Source organism: Streptomyces sp. Xyl84, from assembly GCF_059731885.1.
On the sequence record NZ_AP029183.1, the window covers coordinates 1,267,064 to 1,287,496 of the forward strand.

General features: G+C 75.6%; 20 protein-coding genes. 9 read left to right on the top strand and 11 right to left on the bottom strand.

The window, feature by feature from the left end; genetic code table 11:
- The first annotated feature begins 77 nt into the window (after positions 1–77).
- The 4 genes from AC6I72_RS36905 to AC6I72_RS36920 are packed head-to-tail and all read left to right on the top strand — an operon-like array spanning position 78 to position 4,817.
- Positions 78–1,037, top strand: a complete 960-nt coding sequence (locus AC6I72_RS36905) for an ABC transporter permease (protein ID WP_498006080.1) — start codon at positions 78–80, stop codon at positions 1,035–1,037.
- Positions 1,034–1,933: an ABC transporter permease gene (locus AC6I72_RS36910; protein WP_498006082.1), complete on the top strand. Its 900-nt coding sequence runs from the start codon at positions 1,034–1,036 to the stop codon at positions 1,931–1,933. Before AC6I72_RS36905 ends, AC6I72_RS36910 begins: the two co-directional genes overlap by 4 nt.
- Entirely contained in the window at positions 1,930–3,834 is a 1,905-nt protein-coding gene (locus AC6I72_RS36915; protein WP_498006084.1) for a dipeptide ABC transporter ATP-binding protein, read from the top strand. Before AC6I72_RS36910 ends, AC6I72_RS36915 begins: the two co-directional genes overlap by 4 nt.
- 41 nt (positions 3,835–3,875) lie before the next feature.
- Positions 3,876–4,817, top strand: coding sequence for an ROK family protein (locus tag AC6I72_RS36920; protein ID WP_498006086.1), 942 nt, complete (start codon positions 3,876–3,878; stop codon positions 4,815–4,817).
- Positions 4,818–5,009: 192 nt separating this feature from the next.
- Here the strand turns inward: AC6I72_RS36920 and AC6I72_RS36925 are convergent, their stop codons facing one another.
- The 8 genes from AC6I72_RS36925 to AC6I72_RS36960 form a co-directional block, all read right to left on the bottom strand.
- Complete coding sequence (locus AC6I72_RS36925; protein WP_498006088.1) at positions 5,010–5,957, bottom strand: NAD-dependent epimerase/dehydratase family protein; 948 nt, start codon at positions 5,955–5,957, stop codon at positions 5,010–5,012.
- Positions 5,954–7,558, bottom strand: a complete 1,605-nt coding sequence (locus AC6I72_RS36930; protein ID WP_498006090.1) for a hypothetical protein — start codon at positions 7,556–7,558, stop codon at positions 5,954–5,956. The genes AC6I72_RS36925 and AC6I72_RS36930 overlap by 4 nt, the downstream gene beginning before the upstream one ends.
- On the bottom strand, positions 7,555–8,331 hold the full coding sequence (locus AC6I72_RS36935; RefSeq protein WP_498006091.1) for a glycosyltransferase family 2 protein: 777 nt from the start codon (positions 8,329–8,331) through the stop codon (positions 7,555–7,557). Before AC6I72_RS36935 ends, AC6I72_RS36930 begins: the two co-directional genes overlap by 4 nt.
- The gene (locus AC6I72_RS36940) at positions 8,328–9,884 is read right to left on the bottom strand and encodes a class I adenylate-forming enzyme family protein (protein WP_498006093.1); all 1,557 of its coding nucleotides are present in this window, start codon (positions 9,882–9,884) and stop codon (positions 8,328–8,330) included. The genes AC6I72_RS36935 and AC6I72_RS36940 overlap by 4 nt, the downstream gene beginning before the upstream one ends.
- Entirely contained in the window at positions 9,884–10,624 is a 741-nt protein-coding gene (locus tag AC6I72_RS36945) for a glycosyltransferase family 2 protein (RefSeq protein ID WP_498006095.1), read from the bottom strand. Before AC6I72_RS36945 ends, AC6I72_RS36940 begins: the two co-directional genes overlap by 1 nt.
- Positions 10,621–11,649 (bottom strand): 3-oxoacyl-ACP synthase III family protein, encoded by a 1,029-nt coding sequence (locus AC6I72_RS36950; RefSeq protein WP_498006096.1) that lies wholly within the window; start codon positions 11,647–11,649, stop codon positions 10,621–10,623. The genes AC6I72_RS36945 and AC6I72_RS36950 overlap by 4 nt, the downstream gene beginning before the upstream one ends.
- A 452-nt stretch (positions 11,650–12,101) precedes the next feature.
- Entirely contained in the window at positions 12,102–12,848 is a 747-nt protein-coding gene (locus AC6I72_RS36955) for an SDR family NAD(P)-dependent oxidoreductase (protein WP_498006098.1), read from the bottom strand.
- Complete coding sequence (locus tag AC6I72_RS36960; RefSeq protein WP_498006099.1) at positions 12,845–13,162, bottom strand: hypothetical protein; 318 nt, start codon at positions 13,160–13,162, stop codon at positions 12,845–12,847. Before AC6I72_RS36960 ends, AC6I72_RS36955 begins: the two co-directional genes overlap by 4 nt.
- Positions 13,163–13,232: 70 nt before the next feature.
- Between AC6I72_RS36960 and AC6I72_RS36965 the strand changes: the two genes are divergently transcribed.
- A complete protein-coding gene (locus tag AC6I72_RS36965) occupies positions 13,233–14,222 on the top strand; it encodes a LysR family transcriptional regulator (RefSeq protein WP_498006101.1) in 990 nt (329 codons plus the stop codon).
- A gap of 227 nt (positions 14,223–14,449) precedes the next feature.
- Here the strand turns inward: AC6I72_RS36965 and AC6I72_RS36970 are convergent, their stop codons facing one another.
- On the bottom strand, positions 14,450–15,061 hold the full coding sequence (locus AC6I72_RS36970) for an NAD(P)-dependent oxidoreductase (protein ID WP_498006102.1): 612 nt from the start codon (positions 15,059–15,061) through the stop codon (positions 14,450–14,452).
- Between the two features lie 132 nt (positions 15,062–15,193).
- Between AC6I72_RS36970 and AC6I72_RS36975 the strand changes: the two genes are divergently transcribed.
- On the top strand, positions 15,194–15,868 hold the full coding sequence (locus AC6I72_RS36975) for a TetR/AcrR family transcriptional regulator (protein ID WP_498006103.1): 675 nt from the start codon (positions 15,194–15,196) through the stop codon (positions 15,866–15,868).
- An 81-nt stretch (positions 15,869–15,949) separates the two neighbouring features.
- Here the strand turns inward: AC6I72_RS36975 and AC6I72_RS36980 are convergent, their stop codons facing one another.
- Complete coding sequence (locus AC6I72_RS36980; protein WP_498006105.1) at positions 15,950–16,384, bottom strand: VOC family protein; 435 nt, start codon at positions 16,382–16,384, stop codon at positions 15,950–15,952.
- 181 nt (positions 16,385–16,565) lie between these two features.
- Between AC6I72_RS36980 and AC6I72_RS36985 the strand changes: the two genes are divergently transcribed.
- The 3 genes from AC6I72_RS36985 to AC6I72_RS36995 all read left to right on the top strand — a co-directional run bounded on the left by AC6I72_RS36985 (position 16,566) and on the right by AC6I72_RS36995 (position 18,212).
- Positions 16,566–16,964 carry a DUF6234 family protein gene (locus AC6I72_RS36985; RefSeq protein WP_498006107.1) on the top strand — a complete coding sequence of 133 codons (399 nt, stop codon included), beginning with the start codon at positions 16,566–16,568 and terminating at the stop codon, positions 16,962–16,964.
- A gap of 286 nt (positions 16,965–17,250) precedes the next feature.
- Positions 17,251–17,631 carry a hypothetical protein gene (locus AC6I72_RS36990; RefSeq protein ID WP_498006108.1) on the top strand — a complete coding sequence of 127 codons (381 nt, stop codon included), beginning with the start codon at positions 17,251–17,253 and terminating at the stop codon, positions 17,629–17,631.
- Positions 17,632–17,666: 35 nt separating this feature from the next.
- Positions 17,667–18,212 carry a P-loop nucleotide/nucleoside kinase family protein gene (locus AC6I72_RS36995; protein ID WP_498006110.1) on the top strand — a complete coding sequence of 182 codons (546 nt, stop codon included), beginning with the start codon at positions 17,667–17,669 and terminating at the stop codon, positions 18,210–18,212.
- Positions 18,213–18,381: 169 nt separating this feature from the next.
- Here the strand turns inward: AC6I72_RS36995 and AC6I72_RS37000 are convergent, their stop codons facing one another.
- Positions 18,382–20,190, bottom strand: a complete 1,809-nt coding sequence (locus AC6I72_RS37000; protein WP_498006112.1) for an FG-GAP repeat domain-containing protein — start codon at positions 20,188–20,190, stop codon at positions 18,382–18,384.
- Positions 20,191–20,433 lie beyond the last annotated feature (243 nt).

Here is a 20,433-nt window from a genome sequence, read left to right on the forward strand (position 1 = left end):
GCCGGCGCCCATGTCGCAGTGACGCCCCTGTCCAGGTGACGCCCGCGCGCCACAGAGACGAAGCGACCGGAAAACACATGAGCACTTCCTCGTACCTGATCAGACGCGTCCTGCAGGCCGTCGCCGTGATCGTCATCGTGACGATCGTCGTCTTCGGCCTGCTGCACGCCCTCCCCGGAGGCCCCGCGCGCGGGATCCTCGGGCCGCAGGCCACCGCCCAGCAGATCGCCCGCTTCAACCACGAACAGGGCCTGGACAAGTCCCTGCCCGTCCAGTACTTCTACTACCTCGGCCAACTGCTGCACGGCGACCTCGGCACCTCGTACACCCTCAACGAGCCCGTCTCCCAGCTCATCACCGAGCGACTGCCGAAGACCCTCGTCCTCACCGTGCTGTCGGCTCTGGCGGGCCTCGTCCTCGCGATCCCGCTCGGCATGTGGCAGGCCGTGCGCCGCAACAAGGCGGCCGACTACGTCATCACCACGCTCAGCTTCATCGCCTACTCCACGCCCGTCTACTTCCTCGGCCTGATCCTGGTCCTGGTCTTCAGCCAGCAGCTCGCCTGGTTCCCCTCGCAGGCCCCGCAGGGCGAGACCCTGGGCCAGGTCTTCTCCGACCCGCAGGCCCTGGTGCTGCCGGTCGTCGCGGGCGCGGCCTCCATGGTCGCGGTGTTCAGCCGGTACATGCGCGCGGCCACCCTGGAGAACCTCTCCGAGGACTACGTCCGCACCGCCCGGGCGGGCGGCTCCCGCCCCGGCGCCATCCTGCGGCGGCACGTGTTCCGCAACTCGCTGACGCCCGTGGTGGCCATGCTCGGCTACTACGTGCCCGTGCTGTTCGGCGGTGCCCTGGTCGTCGAACAGCTCTTCAACTACCCCGGCATGGGGCTGCTGTTCTGGACGGCGGCACAGTCCTCCGACTACCCGGTCCTGCTGGGCTGCGTCCTGGTGATCGCCGTCGCCACCGTCACCGGCACCCTGCTCGCCGACATCGTCCAGCGGATCATCGACCCCCGAGTGAAGGCAGGCCGGGCATGAGCGCCGTCATCCAGCCGGACACGGTCCCGGCGAAGGCCGCCGCCCCGCGTGAGGCCTCCGGCGCACGGCTCGCCGTCCGCCGCTTCCTGCGCAACAGGCTGGCCGTCGTCGGGCTCGCCGTCGTGGTCCTCTTCTTCCTGTTCTGCTTCGCCGGCCCGCTGGTGTACTCCACCGACCAGACCCACACCATGCTCCAGCAGGTCAACCTCGCCCCCAGCGGCGCCCACTGGCTGGGCACCGACGCCGTCGGCCACGACGAACTGGGCCGGCTGATGTACGGCGGCAAGGTCTCGCTCGTCGTCGGCCTCGCCGCGGGCGTCCTCGCCACCGTCATCGGCACGCTGTGGGGCGCCGCCGCCGGATACGCGGGCGGCTGGATCGACGCCGTGATGATGCGCGTCGTCGACGCCGGCATCGCGATCCCCGCCCTGTTCATCCTGCTCGTGGTCTCCGCCATCACCACCCCGGGCCTGGCCGGGCTCGTCCTCATCCTGGGCCTGGTGTCCTGGCTGGTGCCCTCCCGGCTGGTCCGCGCCGAGACACTGACCCTGAAGAACCGCGACTACGTCCTGACCCTGCGCGCCATCGGCGGCACGCACGCCCGGGCGATCCTGCGGCACATCCTGCCCAACTCGGTCTCGACCGTCATCGTCGCCGCCACCTTCCAGGTCGCCGACGCCATCCTGCTCGTCGCCTACGTCTCCTACCTGGGCATGGGAGTCAGGCCGCCGCAGACCGACTGGGGCGGCATGCTCTCCGCCGGACTCACCGCCGCCTACTCCGGCTACTGGTGGCTGATCCTGCCGCCCGGCCTGGCCATCATCCTGGTGGTGTGGGCGTTCAACGCGATCGGGGACGGACTCCGCGACGCATTCGATGTGAGGGGACGCGGATGACCGCCACCACCAAGGGCCCCGCCGCCGCCCGCACCGCGGCGTCCGGCCCGATCCTCGAACTCGACGACCTCGGCGTCGTCTTCACCACCGAGACCGGCGAGGTACCCGCCGTCAAGGGTGTCTCCCTCCAGGTCCGGCCGGGCGAGACGCTGGCCCTGGTCGGCGAGTCCGGCTCCGGCAAGTCGACCATCGCGCTCGCCGCGCTGGGCCTGCTCGCCGCGAACGCCCGCGCCACCGGCAGCGCCGTCATCGCCGGCACCCAGATCGTCGGCGCCCCCGAGAACAGCCTCGCGGCGCTGCGCGGCAGGACCGTCTCCATGGTGTTCCAGGAGCCGGCCACCGCGCTCGACCCGCTCACCCGGATCGGCAAGCAGATCGCCGAGGTGATCCGCAACCACCGCGAGGTGACCGCCAAGGACGCCGCCGCCGAGGCCGTCGAACTGCTGCGCCGCGTCGGCATCCCCGAACCCGGCAAGCGCGCCCGCGCCTACCCCTTCCAGCTCTCCGGCGGCCAGCGCCAGCGCGTCGTCATCGCCATGGCCATCGCCAACGAGCCCGGACTGCTCATCGCCGACGAGCCGACCACCGCGCTCGACGTCACCGTGCAGGCCGAGATCCTCGACCTGCTGCGCCGGCTCGCCGCCGAGACCGGCACCGGCGTGCTGCTCGTCACCCACAACATGGGCGTCGTCGCCGACTTCGCGGACCGGGTCGCCGTCATGTACCGCGGGGAGATCGTGGAGACCGGGCCGGTCGAGGACGTCCTGCTGCGCCCCGCCCACGACTACACCCGGCGCCTGCTGGCCGCAGTGCCCCGGCTGTCCGTCGCCGGGGCGGCGGACGGCTCCGCCGGGTCCGCCGGGTCCGCCGCGGCGGAGCACGGCACCGGCCGGCCTCCCGCGACCGCCCAGGCCCGCAGGGCTGGGCCGTCGGCCCCGCCCGCCGGCCCCAGCGCCTCCGGGGACCGGACCGCGGGAGGCCGCGCGGACGGATCCGCAGCCGAATCCGCCACTGAATCCGTGGACGCATCCGTTGCCGGACCAGCGGCGGAACCAGCGGCCGAACCCGTGGTCGAACTGCGGGACGTCTCCGTGCTGTTCGGCCGCGGCAAGGCCGCCGTCCGCGCCCTCGGCGGAGTGTCGTTCCGGGTCGAACCGGCGCAGACACTCGGCCTGGTCGGCGAGTCCGGCTCCGGCAAGTCCACCGCCGCCCGGGTCGCGCTCGGCCTCATCCCGCCCACCTCCGGCACCGTCTCCCTCTTCGGCGCCGACCTCGCCCGCACCCGCGCCCGGGCCCGCCGGGCCCTGCGGGCCGGCATCGGCGTCGTCCTCCAGGACCCGGTGGCCTCCCTCGACGCCCGGATGACCGTCGGCGAGTGCGTCGCCGAACCGCTCCGGATCCACCGCCGCGACCTGTCCGCCAAGGACCGGCAGGCCAAGGTCGCCGCCGTCCTCGACCGGGTCCGGCTGCCCCGCGAGGTCGCCCGGCGCGCACCCCGCGAACTCTCCGGCGGACAGCGCCAGCGGGTCAGCCTGGCCCGCGCCCTGGTACTGGAACCCCGGCTGCTGGTCGCCGACGAACCCACCAGCGCGCTCGACGTCAGCGTGCAGGAAGCGGTCCTGGAGGTCATCACCGAACTCCAGGGCGAGCTGGGCTTCGCCTGCCTGTTCGTCTCCCACGACCTCGCCGTCGTGCAGCACTTCGCCCAGCGCGTCGTGGTGATGCGCGCCGGCCGGATCGAGGAGCAGGGCCCCACCGGGAGGACCCTGCTGCACCCGGAGACCGACTACACGCGCCGTCTGCTGGCCGCCGTACCGGTGCCCGACCCGGTGGTGCAGCGGGGCCGCAGGGCCGAGCGCCTGGCCACCCTCGCGGCCGGCCGTACGGAGGCCCAGGCGTGACCCGACCCCTTCCCACCCCGCACACCCCGCAGGAACCGGCCATGCCCCCCACCCTCCGGCCGCTCCTCGCCGGCATCGACATCGGCGGCACCACCACCCAGGTGGTCCTCTGCTCCGACGACCTGACCGTCCTCGACCGCGCGGAGACCGCCACCCCCGCACAGGAGGGCGGCCCGGCCATGGTCGGCGCCGCGCTCGACGCGCTCGCCCCGCTGCTGGCCCGTACGCCCGGCCGCCTGGTGGGCGCCGGGATCGGCGCCGCCGGGGTGGTGGACTCCGCGAACGGCCGCATCCTGGTCGCCAGCGACTCCTTCCGCGACTGGGCCGGATTCGCCGTCACCGCCGCGGTCGAAGCGGCCCTCGGCGTCCCGGCCTACCTGGACAACGACGTCAACGCCTTCCTCTACGGAGAGGTCTGCGGCGGAGCGGTGCGCGGCGAGGCCGACGTCCTCGGCATGACCCTGGGCACCGGCGTCGGCGGCGCCCTGTGGACCAACGGCGCCCTGTACGCGGGCCCGCACGGCGCGGCCGGCGAGATCGGGCACATCCCCGGCTTCGGCGACCTGCCCTGCTCCTGCGGCGGCCGGGGGCACCTGGAGACGCTGGCCTCCGGCCGCTCCATCGGCGCCCGTTACGCCGACCGCACCGGCCGCAGCCGTACCGCCCGGGAAGTCGCCGAGGCCGCCGCCGGGGGCGACGAGGACGCCCTCGCCGTGTACCGCGCGGCGGGGGCGGGCATCGCCCGCGCGATCGTGATCACGGCGGGCGTCGCCGACATCACCACGGTGGTCGTCGGCGGGGGCGTCAGCCGCGCCTGGCCCCTGCTGGAACCCGCCGTCCTGTCCGCCCTGGCCGCCGACCCCCCGGTCAGCGGCCACCCCGTCCGCCTGGTCCGGGCCGCCCTGGCCGCCGACGCCGTCCCGGTCGGCGCCGCCGCCCGCGCCCGACGGGAACTGGGCACGGAGCTGAGGGCGACGGCGTAGCGCAAGGACCTGCGGCGCCCCCGCCACCGCCCCTGCCTGTGCCGCTGAAGCCGCGGTCCCGGGCGGCGGTCCCGCGCCACGGTCCCGCGCCACGGGTCCGGGCCCCGGGCCTCGCCCGGAGGACGGGGGCCCCGGACCTCGCCCGGAGGACGGCAGGGGGCGCCGGCGCCCTCGGCGTCCCGTACGCGCCCTTCACCGCCGCCCCCGCGTCCGGCCGCCCTCCGCCGCGCGGGCGGCGGTGATTTCGCCGGTGTAGTGGGTGAGGTCGCGGCCGGCCCGCCAGCCCCGGGACCGCGCGCGGGACACGTCCAGGACGACCGGCGCGGCGAGCTGGTCGACGGCGTACGGGGTGAGGAACGGTTCCCGCTCCGGACGCAGCCGGCCGAGTGCCTGGACGGCCCCCGCCACCGTGCGGGCGAGGGGGCGCGGCACACGGCGGATCCTCGCCCGCACGCCGTGGGCCGCCAGGACCGCCCGCACGGCCGCGTCCCGGTCGTAGGGCACCGGATCGGCGATGTTGTAGGCGCCCGGCGGCCAGCCGGCGGCGGCGAGGCAGGCGGCGGCCAGGTTCTCCACGGCCGTCAGGCTCAGCGGGACGCTCGGCCCCGGCAGCAGGAGCAGCCCGCGCCGGACCCGGGCGAGCAGCCGGGGCACCAGATGCGGGTCCCCGGCGCCGTACACCGCCCGGGGCCGCAGGACCACGGCCCCGGCGGCCAGCGCCAGCGCCTCGCCGGCCGCCTTGGTCCGGCCGTACGCGTTCAACTGGCCGCGCACCGGATGGTCCTCGGTGAGCCGGGCACGGCCGGGGCCCGGCGCGTACACGCTGGCGCTGCTCACCCACACCACGGGCCGGCCCGTCGCCGCCTGAAGCAGCCGTGCCGTGCCGTCCACGTTGACCGCCCGCATCAGCGCCTCGGCGCGCGAGCCGGGCACCGGGTCACCGACCGCCGCCGCACAGTGCACCACCACGTCGGCACCGGAGAGGTCCGGCACCTCGCGGGCGGCGTCCCACACGACGTGCCGCCCGACGGGCCCCGGACGCCGCCCCACACACAGCACCTCGTCCCCCCGGGCGGCCGCCGCGCGGGCCACCCGGCCCCCGCAGAAGCCGCTCGCCCCGGTCACCGCGACGGTGGTCACCGGCCCTCCCGCGTCCCGCTGGTGGCCCGGACGGTGAGCGTCCGCCAGCCGGGCAGCGCGGCACGCCGGTCCACGCGGGCACGCACCACGACCGGCCGGTACGCGGCCAACGCGGCCAGTACGTCGTCCAGTTGGGCGCGGGCCAGCCGGGCGCCGGGGCAGGTGTGCGGTCCCGCCCCGAAGACCAGGCGGGCCACCGCGGGCGGCGCGGGGCACAGCGCGTCCGGCGGATCGGCATGGGCCCGCGCGGCGTGCCGGGCCACCAGGACCAGCCGGTCCCCGGCCCGCACCGGGCACCCGCCGAGATCCGCGCCGGCCGCCGCCACACGCGGCAGCAGCGGCGACGGCGCGGTGACCCGCAGCAGCTCGCCCACCAGGGCGGGCCGCAGCCGGTCGTCGGCCGCCTGGTCCCACAGCGCCGCGTCCGCGCACCAGGCGGCCGCGCGGGGCAGGGCCGCCACGGTGGTGTTGACGGCGGCGACCGCGAGCATCGCCCGCAGGCCCGGCTCCCCGTCGGACGCCCGCGGGGCGTCAGGGGCGAGCAGGGCCGCCAGCCGGGCGGCGGCCTCGGCGGCGGCCCGCGCGCTGCCCGGCGGCCGGAACCCGGGCAGATGGCCGCGCACGGCGGTCGCCGCGGCCCGCGCGGCGGCCCCGGCGATCCGCTCCGGGCCGGCGTTCACCTCCAGCAGCGCGCGGACCGTGGCGCCGGCCAGTTCACGGGCGAGCGGGACGAGGTCGACGGCGCGGCCCGCGCCCAGCGGGGCCAGGCGGCGGTCCAGGACCTCGAGCCACACCGGGCGCAGCCGCTCGGTGCCGGCCGCACCGAGCGGGTCGAGGACGGCGCGCCGTGCGGCACGGTGCCCGGCGCCCTCCTGGTCGAACAGGGCTCCGCCGCCGGACAGTTCGCGCACCGCGCCACCGGTGGTGCCGGCCGCCGCGCGGTCCAGCGGAACACGGGTGAGGGCCTGCCGGTACGCGTCGCCGCCGTGCACCAGCACCGTGCCGCCGCCCAGCCGGGTCACCGCGCCCCGGCGGCGCGCGACGGCGAGCAGCGCGAACAGCACCGGATGGGACCGGGTGTAGACCCGCCGGTCCCGGCACCGGGCGGCCCGCACACCGGCCCCGACGACCGGCCCCTCGGAGGCGGCCACGGGGGCCGGGCCGTCCGAGGTGGTGGCGAGGGCCGGGCCGTCCGAGGCGGCCGCGGTGGACGGGACGTCGGAGGCGGCCGCGGTGGACGGGACGTCGGAGGCGGCCGAGGCGGACGGGCCGTCCGCACCGGCCGGGAGGGCCGAGAGGTCCGCGCCGGCGGAGAGGGCCGTACCGGCGGTGAGGCTCGTGCCGGCGGTGAGGTCTGTACCGGCGGTTCGGGCCGTACCGGCCGTGCGATCCGCAACGGCGGTTCGGTCCGCAACAGCCGCGAGGTCTGTACCGGCCGTGGGATCCGTACCGCCGGTTCGGTCGACACCCGCTGTGTGGTCCGTACCGCCGATTCGGTCAACACCCTCTGTGTGGCCCGTACCGGCCGTGAAGCCGGTACCGGCGCTGAGGGCCGTACCGGCCGTGAGGTCCGTCCCGGTCGTACCGGACGCGGCAGTCATCGCACATGCACCTTTCGCAGGTCGGCGGGTCGGTAGCGGCGGTCCCAGTGCCACAGCAGGGTGCGGCGCGCGCCCCAGGCCCGGAGCCTGCGGAGGCTGGCCTGCACCACCATCCGCTCGGCGCGCACGATCCGCGTGCTGTGTTCGCGGGCCCGGTTGAGCAGCACGACGTCCTCGGGCGGACCCCCCAGCGGCACCCGCGGAGCGCCCCCGCAGCGCAGGTACAGCGCGGCCGTGACCGCCAGGTTGTGGCCGTGGCACAGTACGTAGGGCGCCCGGTAGCGGGGATCGCGGTGGGCCGCCCGGCAGCGGCCGTACAGCGCGCTCGCCCGCACCGCCGCGGGCAGCAGGTACCGCTCCGCGAACGAGGGGTGCTCGTCGCGGCGCGGCACGCTGCGGCCGCAGGCCAGCTCCGCACCGCGCCCGAGCACGGCGCGCGCCCGCGCGACCCAGTCCGCGGCGGGCAGGCAGTCGGCGTCGGTGCGCACCAGCAGCGTGGCGCCCCGCCCGATGGCGTACCGGAACCCGGTGTCGGCGGCGGCCCCGGCGCCCGGCTCGGCCTCATGGACCAGGTGCACCGGGAACGGCGCCCCGGCGGCGAAGGCGCGCACCACCTCCGCGGTCGCGTCGGTGGAGGCGTTGTCCACGACGACCAGCGCGAAGCCGGTGTCGGTCTGGGCGGCGAGCGCCGCGAGCGTGGCGCCGATCCCCGCCTGCTCGTTGTACGCCGGAACCACCACCCACAGGGGTACCGCGTCCGTGCCGGCGCTCATCCCCGCCCCCCTCCCCGCTCGCCGGGGCGCTGCTCGCGGGCGCGCCGCCCGGCCGCGTGCCGCTGCCCGAGGCGCCGCTCCGCGAGCCGGGCGGCGGCGGCCCGGTCGGGTTTGCGGGAGCGCCCGGACAGCGGGATCCGGGCGAACAGCACCGCGTCCGGCCGGGCGGAGCCCATCCGCTCCAGCGGTCCGGCCAGCGCGGTCCGCAGCGCCGCGCGGCCGGCCCCCTCGGACGGCTGCACCAGGGCGACCAGCCGTTCGTCGCCGTCCCCGGCCGGTACGCCGACCAGGAGCGCGAGTTCGACGCCCGGCACGTGCAGCGACGGCTCGTACAGACCCGGATAGATGTTCTCCGCGCGCCGCAGCACCATGTCCTTGGTGCGGCCCTCCAGCACGATCCGGCCCTCCGCCAGCCGGGCCCGGTCGCCGGTGGCGATCCACGGGTCCGGGTCCTCGCCCAGGCAGCGGTCGCGGGCCGCCGGGCCCGACAGCAGCAGCTGACCCGAGGCGTCCACCTCGGCGCTCACGCCCGGCAGCGGGTGGCCGACCAGGTCACCGTCGCCCGTGTGGGCGGCCTTGTCGGCGTGTTCCACCGCGGCCGCCGGGAACAGCTCGGTCAGCGCGTACACCCCCCAGGCCTCGCGGGCGCCCGCGTCCTTGACCCGGCCCAGCAGTCGCGCGCCGGCCGGCGCCGAACCCGTCCACACCCGCCCGGTGAACCGGGCCCCCGCCGCCAGCGCCGACCTCAGCTGAGGCGGCGTCAGGTATGTGGCCTGCGGCGCGAGTCGGCGCAGTTGCCGGGCCAGGACACGCGGGGCGCGGGCGGGCAGCGCCACCGGCGCGCCGCTCGCGAGGGACGGGACGAGGACGAAGAAGGTGCCGCCGAGGACCGGCAGCCCCGCCTCCGGCCCGACCAGGCCGGCCACTGTCGCCATGCCCGCGGCGAGCGAGGACCGGGTGTGCACCACGGCACGGGGCCGCGCGGTGGTGCCCGAGGTGAACACGATGACCGCGTCCCCGTCCTCGTCCACCGGGCGGGGCAGCACCGTGGAGCGGGCCGTGGTGTCCAGGGCCGGGGCGCAGCCCGGCAGCCGGGGGCCCACCGTGGCCACCGGGCCCAGCGCGGCGAGGTCGGGCAGCGCCAGCCGGGCGCGCCGGGCGAGCGGCCGGGCCCAGCCTGCCACGGCCTGCGCGGCGGCGTCGGCCAGGACCAGCTCGGGACGGGCCAGGGCGAGCCGGGAGCGCAGCACGTCCGGACCCGCGCCCGGGTCCAGTACGGCGGCGCGGGCGCCGAGGCGGTGCAGGGCGAGCATGACCGCGAGGGCACGGGGACCGGGGCGCACGGCGACGCCGACGGTGGAGCCGCGGCCCACGCCCCGGGCGTGCAGGGCCGCGGCGCAGACCTCGGTGAGGTCCGCGAGGTCGCCGCGGGTGGCCCCGACGCGGACGGCGCCCGTGCGGGTGGCGGTGAGCACGGCCGGGCGGTGCGGGTCTCGGCGCAGGCCGCGCGCGAGGGCGTCGAGGCTGCCGGGGGAGCTGAGGGCGGCGGACATCAGCGCGGGTCCTCCCCGTGCCGGCCCGGGCCCCGGTCGAGGTACCAGCGGGCGGTGCCGACGAGACCGTACGCGCGCAGCCGGCGGGTGGAGTTCTCCACGACCATGGCGCGCACGTGCACGATGGCCCGGGTGTGGCGGCGCACCCGGTTCAGGAAGAGCCGGTCGGTGGGGGAGGGGCGGCGCGGCATACCGCCCACGGCCTCGTACAGCGCGGCCGTGACGGCCATGTTGTTCCCGGCGTGCATCCGGTAGGGGGCGAGGTAGCCGTGGCGGCGCCGGTGGGCCGGCCTCAGCCGGCCGAAGCAGGCGGCGACGCGGACCAGGGTGCGGAACGCGGCCCGTCCCAGCGGCCCGTGCTCGTCGCGGCGGGCGTCGATGCGCCCGCAGGCCAGGCCGTTGCCCCGCACGAGCGCGGCGCGGGCGGCGGCCGTCCAGCCGGGCCGCGGCAGGCAGTCCGCGTCGGTCCGCGCGAGCAGGGCGGCACCGTGCGCGATCGCGTACCGGAACCCGGTGTCGACGGCGCACCCGACCCCCTTCTCCGCCTCGTGCAGCACGTGCACCGGGAACGGTGCCCGGCGGGCGAAGGCGTGGGCGAGCGCCGCCGTGCCGTCGGTGGAGGCGTTGTCGACGACGACGAGGGTGAAGTCACGGTCGGTCTGGGCGGCGAGCGCGTCCAGCGTGGCACCGAGCCGCGCGGACTCCTGATGGGCGGGCACGACGACCCACAGCGCGCTCATGCCTTCTCCCAGACCATCGTCATGATGCTCACGCCGCCGCCCAGGCCCACGAACAGCACCCGGTCCCCGGCCCGCAACCCGGCGTGCACCAGGTCGAGTTGGACGCCCAGCGTGGCGCTGGCCATGTTGCCCAGTGCGGGAACGGTGACGACGAGCCGGTCGCGGGGCAGCCCGGTCAGTTCCACGAACCGCTCCAGGTACGGCACGGTGACCTGGTGCACCAGGACGTGCCGGAAGTCGTCCCAGTCCAGACCGGTGCGCTGCCTGGTCCGGTCGAGCACGGACGTGCCGACCTTCTCGAACACCTCCCGCAACTCGGCGCCGTCGCCCCGGAAGTAGGTGTGCTCGTCACCGCGCGGATGACGCGAACCGCCGCCGAAGATGCCGCCGACCGCCCAGTGCTCCGAGTGCGTCTCGGTGTCCACGTCGAGGATGCCGCCCCGCTCCACGGCCTCCAGGACGACCGCGGCGCCCGCGTCCCCGAAGGTGTAGCCGGCGAAGCCGTCCCGGAGCTGCCCGGGGCCGACCGGCGCGTACCGCACGGCGCGGCTCGGTGTCTCGCCGGTGACCACGAGGGCCCGGCGGGCCCGGCCGGCCAGGATCATCGCCCGTGCCGTGTCGATGCCGTTGACGAAGCTGTTGCACGCGTTCGTCACGTCCAGCGCGTGCGCCCGGGAGCCCAGCGCGGCCTGCACGATGTGTGCGGTCGCCGGCTCGGCCACGTCCCGGGTGGCGGAGGCGAACACCAGCAGGTCGATGTCGTACGGTCCTGTCCCGGCCCGCTCCAGCGCGGTGCGCGCGGCCCGCAGGGCGAGCGTGGAGGCGTACTCGTCCGGCCGCGCGGTCCGCCGCGCGACGATCCCCGTCACCCGTTCCAGCATGCGCGCCGGCATCGTGATGCCGCAGGCCGCGGTGACGCGCTCCTGGAGTTCCCGGGACGTCACCTCGGCCTCCGGCAGGCACGACGCCACCCCTGTGATGCCGACCCGCAGGCCGGTGCCGCGATCGGCGTGATCCCTCTGCATGCCGCCGAGACTAGGAAGCCGGCCGGCCCCGCCGCCTGAGCACGCGTACTCACCCGGCATAGGCCCCGGCACGCAGCAGGGCCGAGGCACCGTGCCGCCGGCGCCGTCGCCACGTGGGCGGGGACGAGACGGATGATCAGGGAGACGAGGTGCGCAAGGCTTGTCCGGCGGGCGTAGCGATGTCGCCGGCCGGGGGCGGTCACCTCGTCGCCGTGCGGGGCCGGCCGGGGGACATGGGACACACCCGGCAGCCGGGACACGCGCAGGACGGCCGGAACCGCCGAGAAACCTGGACACACCCTGGACACACCCTGGGCACGCCTTGGACGCCTGGTACGCCCAGGGGGCCCGGGGCGGTCCCAAGCGTCCCAGGCGTCCAATGTGTCCCAGGTGTCCAGGGCGTGTGCTGCACCGAGGCCTTCAGGCCGGGCGTCGCCCGGTCGTGACGGCGCTCAGGCCCGTCGGCCGCCGTCGACCGACAGCGCGATCCCGGTGACGTAGGACGCGGCGTCCGAGCAGAGCCAGACCACCGCCGCCGCGGCCTCCTCCGGGGTCGCCATCCGGCCGAGCGGTGTGATCGACTCCTGGAGCGCGATCAGATCGGTGCCGGCCGCCACCCGTTCGAACCCGGGCGTGCGGGTCGGTCCGGGGCAGACGGCGTTGACCCTGATGCCGCGCGGCGCGTAGTCGACCGCGGCGACCTTGGTGAGCCCGACGATGCCGTGCTTGGCGGCGACGTAGGCGGGTGCGGTCGGGATCGCGTACAGGCCTCCGTTGGAGGCGACGTTGACGATCGCGCCGCCGTCCCCGAGCAGGGGAAGCTCGTGCTTCATGCACAGGAAGGTCCCGGCCAGGTTGACCCGGACCACCTGCTCGAACTCCTCCAGGGACATCTGGTCGAGCTGCCGGTGGTGCGAGGCGAGACCCGCGTTGTTCACCGCGAACCGCAGACCGCCGTACGCCGCGACCGTGCGCTGCACGGCCTCCCGCACCGAGCGCTCGTCGGCGATGTCGACGGTCACGGCCAGCGCCTCACCGCCCTCCGCCCTGATCAGCCCGGCCGTCTCCGCCGCCGAGTCAGCGTCGATGTCGAGCACGGCGACGGCCGCGCCGCCGCGGGCCAGCTCCAGCGCCGCCGCGCGGCCGATCCCGCTGCCGGCCCCGGTGACCAGCCCCGCCCTGCGGGACCCGCCGCTCATGCCAGTACCTCGTGGTTCGCCCAGGCGACCTGATACGGGTGCCGGGACTGCCAGCGGCCGATGACCTCGTGCAGGCCGGGCGCGGTGAACGTCTTCGCCAGCGTGTCCAGGTCGGCCACGGCGACCTGCACGATCGCGGACCCGATCAGTGCGGGGATGGCCTCTTCACCGGGGACGGGAAGGTGGCGGCGGGTGACGACCGACTCCACGAGCCCGGTGGCGCGCATCACCCGCTCGATGTCTGACAGGTATTGATCGAGGGTCCCCGAAGGAAGGGGCTCGTCGAAGGAGACAATCATGGTGTGCTGGATCATGCAGCAATTCTCGGCACCCGCAGCCGTGCACGTCCAAGACCGGTTGGACATCGGGCGATAACCTGGTGGCATGAGTGAACTGGAGACCCGGGAGCTGGAGTACTTCATCGCGGTCGCCGAGGAACTGCACTTCGGCCGGGCCGCCGTCCGGCTCTCGATCGCCCAGCCGGCGCTGTCGAAGGCGATCCGGCGGACCGAGAGCCGCCTCGGCGTGGCGCTGTTCGTCCGCTCCAGCCGGCGCGTCGAGCTGACCCCGGCCGGGCGGGCGCTGCTGGAACACGGGCGGCACGCGCTCAACGCGGTCGCCGCCGCCGTCCGCAGGGCCCGGCGCGCCGGTGACACCGAGGCCCCGCTGAGGCTCGTCCTCAAACCCGGTGGCGACGCCGGCCTGCTGTCCGGGCTGCTGGCCGGGTACGCTCACCAGCCCGACGCCCGCCGGGTGGACATCCTCTTCAGCGGCCCCGCCGACCGTGCCGACTTCCTGCACGACGGCCGGGCCGACGTCGGCCTGCTCTACGTGCCGTTCGACGACCTCGACGGCCTGGCGCACGAGACGCTGCACACCGAGGACCGCCTGGTCGTCGTCCCGGCCGGGCACCGGCTGGCCGGGCGCGCGGCGGCGCGGATGTCCGACCTGGAGGGAGAGACGCTGCCCCGCTGGAAGGGGGTCCCCGGGGGTGACGGCACCGGTCCCGAGGTCGCCGACGTGGTCCAGATGCTGCACATGGTCTCGATGAACCGGATGATCGGGGTCCTGCCCCGCTCGCTGGTCGAACCGGTCCCGGCCGGGCTGGTCGGCGTCCCGGTGACCGACGCGCCGCCCAGCCGCCTCGTGCTCGCCTGGAACGAGCAGGACCGCCGCCCGCTGGTCGCGTCCTTCGTGGCCGCCGCCCTCGAAGCACATCCGCACGTCAGCCTTGCGGAGGGACCGTCCGCGAGCCGCCCGGAAGGACCGCCCGCGAGCCGCTCTGGGGGACCGCACGCGAGCCGTCCCGCGGGACCCCGGCGGCCGGCGGGCCCGGACGGCGACGGGCGCCGGGGCGAGCGCTCGTCTCCTTGACCTCGGGCGGGAGACCGGCCGTCTCCCTGCGCGGCCACCGCTTCGGCGGTCTCCTCCTGCCCCGGTGGTGCACCGCGGACATGACCGCGTCCGTCCCCGCCGGTCACCCCCTGCGGAGGCAGGAGGCAGGAGGCAGGAGGCATGAGCGGAAGAGGCGGGCGGCAGGCAGCGGGCAGCCGGCGGCGGCGGGCCGGCGGCGGGCGGACCGGCGCCCGTGCGGCGGGTGGTCAGCCCAGGGGCACGACGACTTCACCGGCGTGGCCGGCCGACTCGGCCTCGTCCAGCATGAGCGCGGCCACGGAGGCGCGGGACATCCTGGGCGGCAGCAGGGGGCGGCGCAGCTCCGCGAGCGGGACGACGCGGCGTCCGGGGCTGACGGGACCGTCGGTCAGGTCCGGCGCGTGGAACACGGTGGCGCCCGCGTTCAGGGCGATCCGGTCGGCCTCGGCCTTCTCGGCCAGTTCCTTGCCGACGGCCAGCCGCATCACCGCCTGGTAGATCCGCCCGCCCGCGCCGGTCGACACCCCCGACCCCAGGGCGCCGAGCCAGACCGTGCGCACCGGCGCCGCGGCGAGCAGCCCGGCCCCGGCGACCAGTGCGCCCGGCCCGTCCTTCTTGCCGATGCCGATGGCCGAGACGGCCACGTCGACGTCGTCCAGGCCGGGGAAGGTCTGCGGGGAGAAGACGTCGGCCTGCCGCACGTCGACCCGCTCCCGCGAGGGCACGGTGACCCGGCCCGGGGTGCGGACGAGGGCGACGACCTCGTGCCCTCGTTCCAGGGCCTGGGTGGTGAGCAGGCCGCCGACCCTGCCGGAGGCGCCGAGTATCGCGATGCGCATGGTGGTCCGTCCTTGACTGAACAACTGTTGGTGAGATGAGTAAACGACTGTTGGTTACGGCTGTCAAGGCGGCCCGGCGCTGTAGCATGAACACCTGTTGGTGAACGGTTCGCACTGGTGGGAAGGGGCAACGTGTCGTCCGACGAGGGAACCGCGCCGGAAGCCGCCCCCGCCCGTCGCCGCCGCAATCCGCGGGGGCAGGGACAGGTGCTCAGGGCCCAGCTGGTGGACGCCGCGGCGAAGCTGCTGGCCACCCTCGACCAGCCGGAGACGCTCACACTGCGGCAGGTCGCGCGGGAGGTCGGGGTGGCACCCGCCAGCATCTACGGTCACTTCGCGGATCTGGGTGCGCTCATCGAGCACGTCCTGCGCCTGCGCTACGACGAACTGGCCGGCCTGATGGAGGAGGCCGCGCGCTCCGCGCCGGACCCGCTGTCCGACCTCGTCGCCCGGTGCGCCGCGTACGTGCACTGGGGAGTCGAGCAGCCCGGCCACTACCGGACGCTCTTCGGCGGGCGGATGCCGGCCGACCTCGTCCCCGGGTCCGCGCACGGCGCCGGCGCCGAACTGCTGGAGTCGGTCGTCGCCTCGCTGGCGGCCGCCGGCGGAAGGGGCCGCGGTTCCACGGCGGAGCGGCAGTGGCAGGCCGGACTCATGCTCTGGACCGCGATGCACGGCCTGATCAGCCTCTACAACGACCACGGGGACATCCCCTGGCCGCCCCTGGACGACCTGATCGCCGACCTGATCAGCCTCCACACGGGCCGGCCGGCGGCCGATGTCGCCGCACTCCTGGCGGGGAAGTGACAGGAGGAACGACAGGAGCCCTCCCCCCCGCAGCGGGGTGAAGGGCTCCTGCTCCCGGGACGTCGCCGTCCCGGAGGGAGGTCAGTCGAGGCAGAACTCGTTGCCCTCGATGTCCTGCATCAGGATGCAGGACTCGTTGTTCTCGTCGGCGAGCAGCACTTGCAGGCGTACCGCGCCGAGCGCGATCAGGCGTTCGCACTCGGCCTGCAGCGTGGCCAGGCGCTCCTCACCCACGAGTCCGGTGCCGACCCGCACGTCGAGATGCACCCGGTTCTTGGCGACCTTCCCCTCGGGGACGCGCTGGAAGTACATGCGCGGGCCCACGCCCGTGGGATCCTTGCAGGCGGACCATGCGCCGCGCTCCTCGGGCGGGAGCGAGCTGTTGAAATCGTCCCAGGTGGCGAATCCGTCCGGCGGAGGCGGGAGGACATAGCCCAACACCTCGCACCAGAAGCGGGCGACGCGTTCGGGATCCGCGCAGTCGAAGGTGACCTGGAACTGCTTGACCGATGCCATCGGGCCACCGTAGCAGTGTGACTTCCCTGGTCAACTCCTTTATGAGCGCCTTCCCGTCGACGCCGGCGGGCCCGTGCGGCCGGCCGCACGGAGCGCGGTCCGTCCGGCCCGGACGACCGGACACCGGCCGTGACTACGGGTACTCATGCGCGCCGCCCCGTGGTCACGGCAGCCTGCACCCATGGCGGACCCTCCTGCGGCCCCGAGACGCCGGCGCCCCTGGTCGCAGCGGACGCGCCCGGGCGTGGACCTCGCCCTCGCGATCCCGCTGTTCCTGCTGGAAACCGCCTGGCTCTTGCTGGACTCCGTCTACGGCTACGGCCTGGACGTCTGGGCGGCGCAGGGCGACAAGGCGGAGTTCGACGCAGCCGCCCTCGCCCAGATGGGGCGGGTACGGACACTGCTGGTCGCCGTACTCGTGGTGGCCTTTCTCGCGGCCGTCTTCCGCGCCCGATGGACGGTCACCGCGCACCTGCTGGCGGCGCTCCTGGCGGGCGGAGTGCTGACGGCCGCGCAGCACGACTGGGACCGCAGTCACCGCCCACCGGTCGGATGCGTCCGTTACAGCGCCAACTGCTGAGGCAAGGAAGGCAACTTGGCGCAGAGCGGGGCCGCGCGCCGGGTGTGCCCTGCACCGCCGCTGCATCCACCGCACCCCCGGCACCGTAGCTCTTCCCGCGCGGCCACACCCCACCCCGGAAGCGTGCCCCGCTCTCGCGCGGAAAGGTGCCGACGGCGGGGCGGCCCGGCCGTCGGACGGCCCGACGGTTGTCACCGTCCCGTCACAGTCGACGACCGGTGAAACGCGCGCCGTCGGTCCGCGCTCTGTCCGGGTGCCAGCCGATGTTCGCAGCAGAGGACGCTTCATGAACCGCCGTCACGTCTCCGCCGCCGCGGTGCTCGCCTCCGCCGCCGCGCTCCTCGCGAGCGTGTGCGGGGCGTCCAGCGCCGGCCCGAACTCCACGGCGGCGGCCGGTACCCGGGCCGTGTCCGTGGAACCCGGTCCGGCCGGTACCCGGGCCGTGACCGTCAAGGCTGGTCCGGCCGGGGCCGTTTCCGTAGCGGCGGCCGGCACCCGGGCCGTGTCCGTCGAGGCCGGTCCGGCCGGCGGCGGTCCGCGGGTGGTCACCATCGCCGACGCGCAGGTCAGGACCACGACGGTCACGACCTCCGGGCCGTGCCGTCTGCCCGCCGGGTACCGGAGCTTCCGCGGGCCCGTACCCGGGACGTTCCACCGCCCGGCCTGAGAGGCCCGGCCCTGTCCGTGGTGAAGGAGAAGCCTGTGCTCGTCTGGGTGAACGGCGCGTTCGGCAGTGGCAAGACCACCTTGGTGGAGGAACTGCGGTCCCGTTGGCCGCAGGCGTTGGTGTTCGACCCGGAGACGGTCGGATACGTGCTCCGCGGGATCGTGGAGGTGCCGACCGGCGACTTCCAGGATCTGCGGCTGTGGCGCCGCCAGGTGGCCGCCCTGGCGGTCGGTCTGGTCGAGGAGTACCGGCGGCCGGTACTGGTGCCGATGACCCTGGTCGATCCGGCGTACGTGGGCGAGATCTTCGGCACGCTCGCGGACGCGGACGTGGAGGTCCTCCACTTCTTCCTGGAGGTCCCTCCCGGCGTGCTGGCCGCACGCATCGACGGCCGGTCCTTCACACCCGGCGACCCGGCGGGCGACGAGCGGATCCGCGCCTGGTGCAAGGCCCGGATCCCCGCCTGTCTGGCGGCCGTCGACGTGCTCCCGCGGGACACGGTGTTCCTGGACGGTGAACTGGCCCCGCCGGAACTGGCCGACCTCGTGCTCGCGCGGGTGCCTGCGGCTGCGCGCCCCTGACGGCGAGGGGCGGCCCGGGCGGCGAGGGGCCGGCCCGCGTGGGTGGCGTGCCGCGTGGGCCGGAAGACGGGGGCGGGCGCCGGGGGAGCCCACCGGCGCCCGCGGTGCCGGTGCCGCTCCGGGCGGGACGGGCGGCACGTCATGCCCGGAGCGGCAGCCGGCCTCCGGGTCAGCTCATGTGGTTGTACGCGTGGCCCGTGTGGGCGTCCGAGACCGTGCGGGCCTCGAACGGCCGCGTGGCGTCGCCCGTGCCGGAGTACAGGTAGACGGTGCTCGTGTCGGGGCGGTACGCGAACAGGTCGGCCTTGCCGTCGTGGTCGACGTCACCGGCGCCGACGAGCTGGGAGTAGACCTGCCAGCCCGCGCCGATCCTCGTGCGCTGCGCGTAGGTGCCGTCGCCCTTGCCGAGGTAGAGCCACAGGACGCCGTCCTTGTCGCGGGCGACGAGGTCACCGGCGGGGCTTCCGGCGAGGTCCCCGACGGCGTTGAGCTGGTTGTAGATGTCCCAGCCGTGGCCGATGCGCACGCGGGCCTCGAAGGGGCGGGACGTGCTGCCGGTGCTGCGGTAGAGCCACAGGTCGCCGCTCTTGTCGATGGCGACGACGTCGGGGCGGCCGTCGCCGGTGAGGTCGCTGCCGCCGGTGATGTGCGCGTACGTCTGCCAGCCCGGGCCGACCCGCACGCGCGGGGAGAAGTTGCCGTCCTCCCGGCCCGAGTACAGCCAGAGCACGCCGTCCTTGTCGCGGGCGACGAGTTCGGGAGTGAAGCCGGGGCTCTTCGGCCCCGCGATGTCACCGACGTTCTCGATCTTGTCGTAGGTCTGCCAGCCACCGCCGATCCGCGCCCGCGGCTGTCCGTCCTGGGCGCTGTCCCGCCACAGCACCCCCGAGGAGTCCCGGCCCAGCAGGTCCGCGAGACCGTCGCCGTCGATGTCGTGCTGGGCGGAGGTGGGCGTGCCGGCGTGGGCGAGGAGCCGCACTACCGGCCGGCCGTCCGTGCCGAGCGAGACGCGGTAGAAGCCCTTGCCCTGGGCGGTGCTGCTGCCCTGGACGATCCGCGCGGCGCCGTCAGGGGTGGCGGACGAGACGTCCGCGCCGTCGAGGAGCTGGACCTTCTCGCCGGTCCTGATGTGCAGGGCCGTGGTCCCGTAGGTCACCCAGTCGCCGAGCAGCCCGAACTCCAGGCTCCCGCCCGCCGTGGTCCCCGGCACGGCGACGGCCGTCTCGGCGCCGGTGGTCAGGTCGCGGACGACCACCCGCAGGGTCTTCGTGGCGGTGTCGTCCTCCACCCAGGCCAGACGGTTGCCGGAGACCACGGGGTTCCGCGCCTGCTGCGGGTAGGGGAAGCTGAGGGTGGCGTCTCTCAGGCCGACGAGGCCGAAGCGCTGCCCGTCCTGCGCCGTCCTGACGCTGAGCAGGCCGTGCGTGGCGTCCCCCGGCCGCACCCGGTCGTAGGAGGCGCCCTCCGGCATGCCCTGGACCGGCCGCGGTTCGGCGTCCCTGGTCTCCAGCCACAGCTTCGTGGCCCCGCGGACGAAGAGGGCCGGCCCCGCGGTGCCCCCGTAGAGGCTGTCCAGACCGTCGTCGACCTCCTTCATGCCGAACGAGGTCCCGGTGGACATGTCCAGGACCTTGGTCCCGTACGTGTCGCCGCTGGTGACGACGACCGTGTCCCCGGAGGCGTCGGCGAGGTCGTCGACCGCGTCGTAGACCGTGTCGCGCGTGGCCCCGCCCGCGTACGGGGTCCAGCGCAGCTTCCCGTCCTCGCCGTCGTGCGGGACGTACGTCAGAAAGCCCAGGGCACCCGCGGACGCGAGCCGGGCGCCGGGGACCATCGGGAGCAGGCCGCTCGCCCCCGCCGTCACGGGAGCCGGAGCCGCGCCCGCCGGGGCCGCGGCCAGCGGGCCCGTGGTGAGTGTGACGGCCAGGACAGTGACGATGGCGGCGCCGAGACGGCGCCGATCGGGGTGTCGGGACAACAAGAAACGTTCCTCCTGCACGAACGGACCGGGACGCCACCTGGTGCGTCCTCGCCAGTCCGACCGCCGGCGAGGCGAATTGGTTGTACACCCCGCGTCACGCCCCGGTGTACGGCCGGCTCCACGGCCCGGTCGTACGACGCTCCGCGCCCGGCCCCGTGCGGCGCAGGGGGTCCGCGGGGCGGAGGGCGGGCCAGCCGTGCGGGGGAGCGGGATGCGCCCGGGGGCTGACGCGGACGGCGG

What these genes read in the sequence shown, in the direction of transcription:
- AC6I72_RS36905 (WP_498006080.1), top strand. Translation starts at nt 78, where the DNA reads ATGAGCACTTCCTCGTACCTGATCAGACGCGTCCTGCAGGCCGTCGCC.
- AC6I72_RS36910 (WP_498006082.1), top strand. Translation starts at nt 1,034, where the DNA reads ATGAGCGCCGTCATCCAGCCGGACACGGTCCCGGCGAAGGCCGCCGCC.
- AC6I72_RS36915 (WP_498006084.1), top strand. Translation starts at nt 1,930, where the DNA reads ATGACCGCCACCACCAAGGGCCCCGCCGCCGCCCGCACCGCGGCGTCC.
- AC6I72_RS36920 (WP_498006086.1), top strand. Translation starts at nt 3,876, where the DNA reads ATGCCCCCCACCCTCCGGCCGCTCCTCGCCGGCATCGACATCGGCGGC.
- AC6I72_RS36930 (WP_498006090.1), bottom strand. Translation starts at nt 7,558, where the DNA reads ATGACTGCCGCGTCCGGTACGACCGGGACGGACCTCACGGCCGGTACG.
- AC6I72_RS36935 (WP_498006091.1), bottom strand. Translation starts at nt 8,331, where the DNA reads ATGAGCGCCGGCACGGACGCGGTACCCCTGTGGGTGGTGGTTCCGGCG.
- AC6I72_RS36940 (WP_498006093.1), bottom strand. Translation starts at nt 9,884, where the DNA reads ATGTCCGCCGCCCTCAGCTCCCCCGGCAGCCTCGACGCCCTCGCGCGC.
- AC6I72_RS36945 (WP_498006095.1), bottom strand. Translation starts at nt 10,624, where the DNA reads ATGAGCGCGCTGTGGGTCGTCGTGCCCGCCCATCAGGAGTCCGCGCGG.
- AC6I72_RS36950 (WP_498006096.1), bottom strand. Translation starts at nt 11,649, where the DNA reads ATGCAGAGGGATCACGCCGATCGCGGCACCGGCCTGCGGGTCGGCATC.
- AC6I72_RS36955 (WP_498006098.1), bottom strand. Translation starts at nt 12,848, where the DNA reads ATGAGCGGCGGGTCCCGCAGGGCGGGGCTGGTCACCGGGGCCGGCAGC.
- AC6I72_RS36960 (WP_498006099.1), bottom strand. Translation starts at nt 13,162, where the DNA reads ATGATCCAGCACACCATGATTGTCTCCTTCGACGAGCCCCTTCCTTCG.
- AC6I72_RS36965 (WP_498006101.1), top strand. Translation starts at nt 13,233, where the DNA reads ATGAGTGAACTGGAGACCCGGGAGCTGGAGTACTTCATCGCGGTCGCC.
- AC6I72_RS36970 (WP_498006102.1), bottom strand. Translation starts at nt 15,061, where the DNA reads ATGCGCATCGCGATACTCGGCGCCTCCGGCAGGGTCGGCGGCCTGCTC.
- AC6I72_RS36980 (WP_498006105.1), bottom strand. Translation starts at nt 16,384, where the DNA reads ATGGCATCGGTCAAGCAGTTCCAGGTCACCTTCGACTGCGCGGATCCC.
- AC6I72_RS36985 (WP_498006107.1), top strand. Translation starts at nt 16,566, where the DNA reads ATGGCGGACCCTCCTGCGGCCCCGAGACGCCGGCGCCCCTGGTCGCAG.
- AC6I72_RS36990 (WP_498006108.1), top strand. Translation starts at nt 17,251, where the DNA reads ATGAACCGCCGTCACGTCTCCGCCGCCGCGGTGCTCGCCTCCGCCGCC.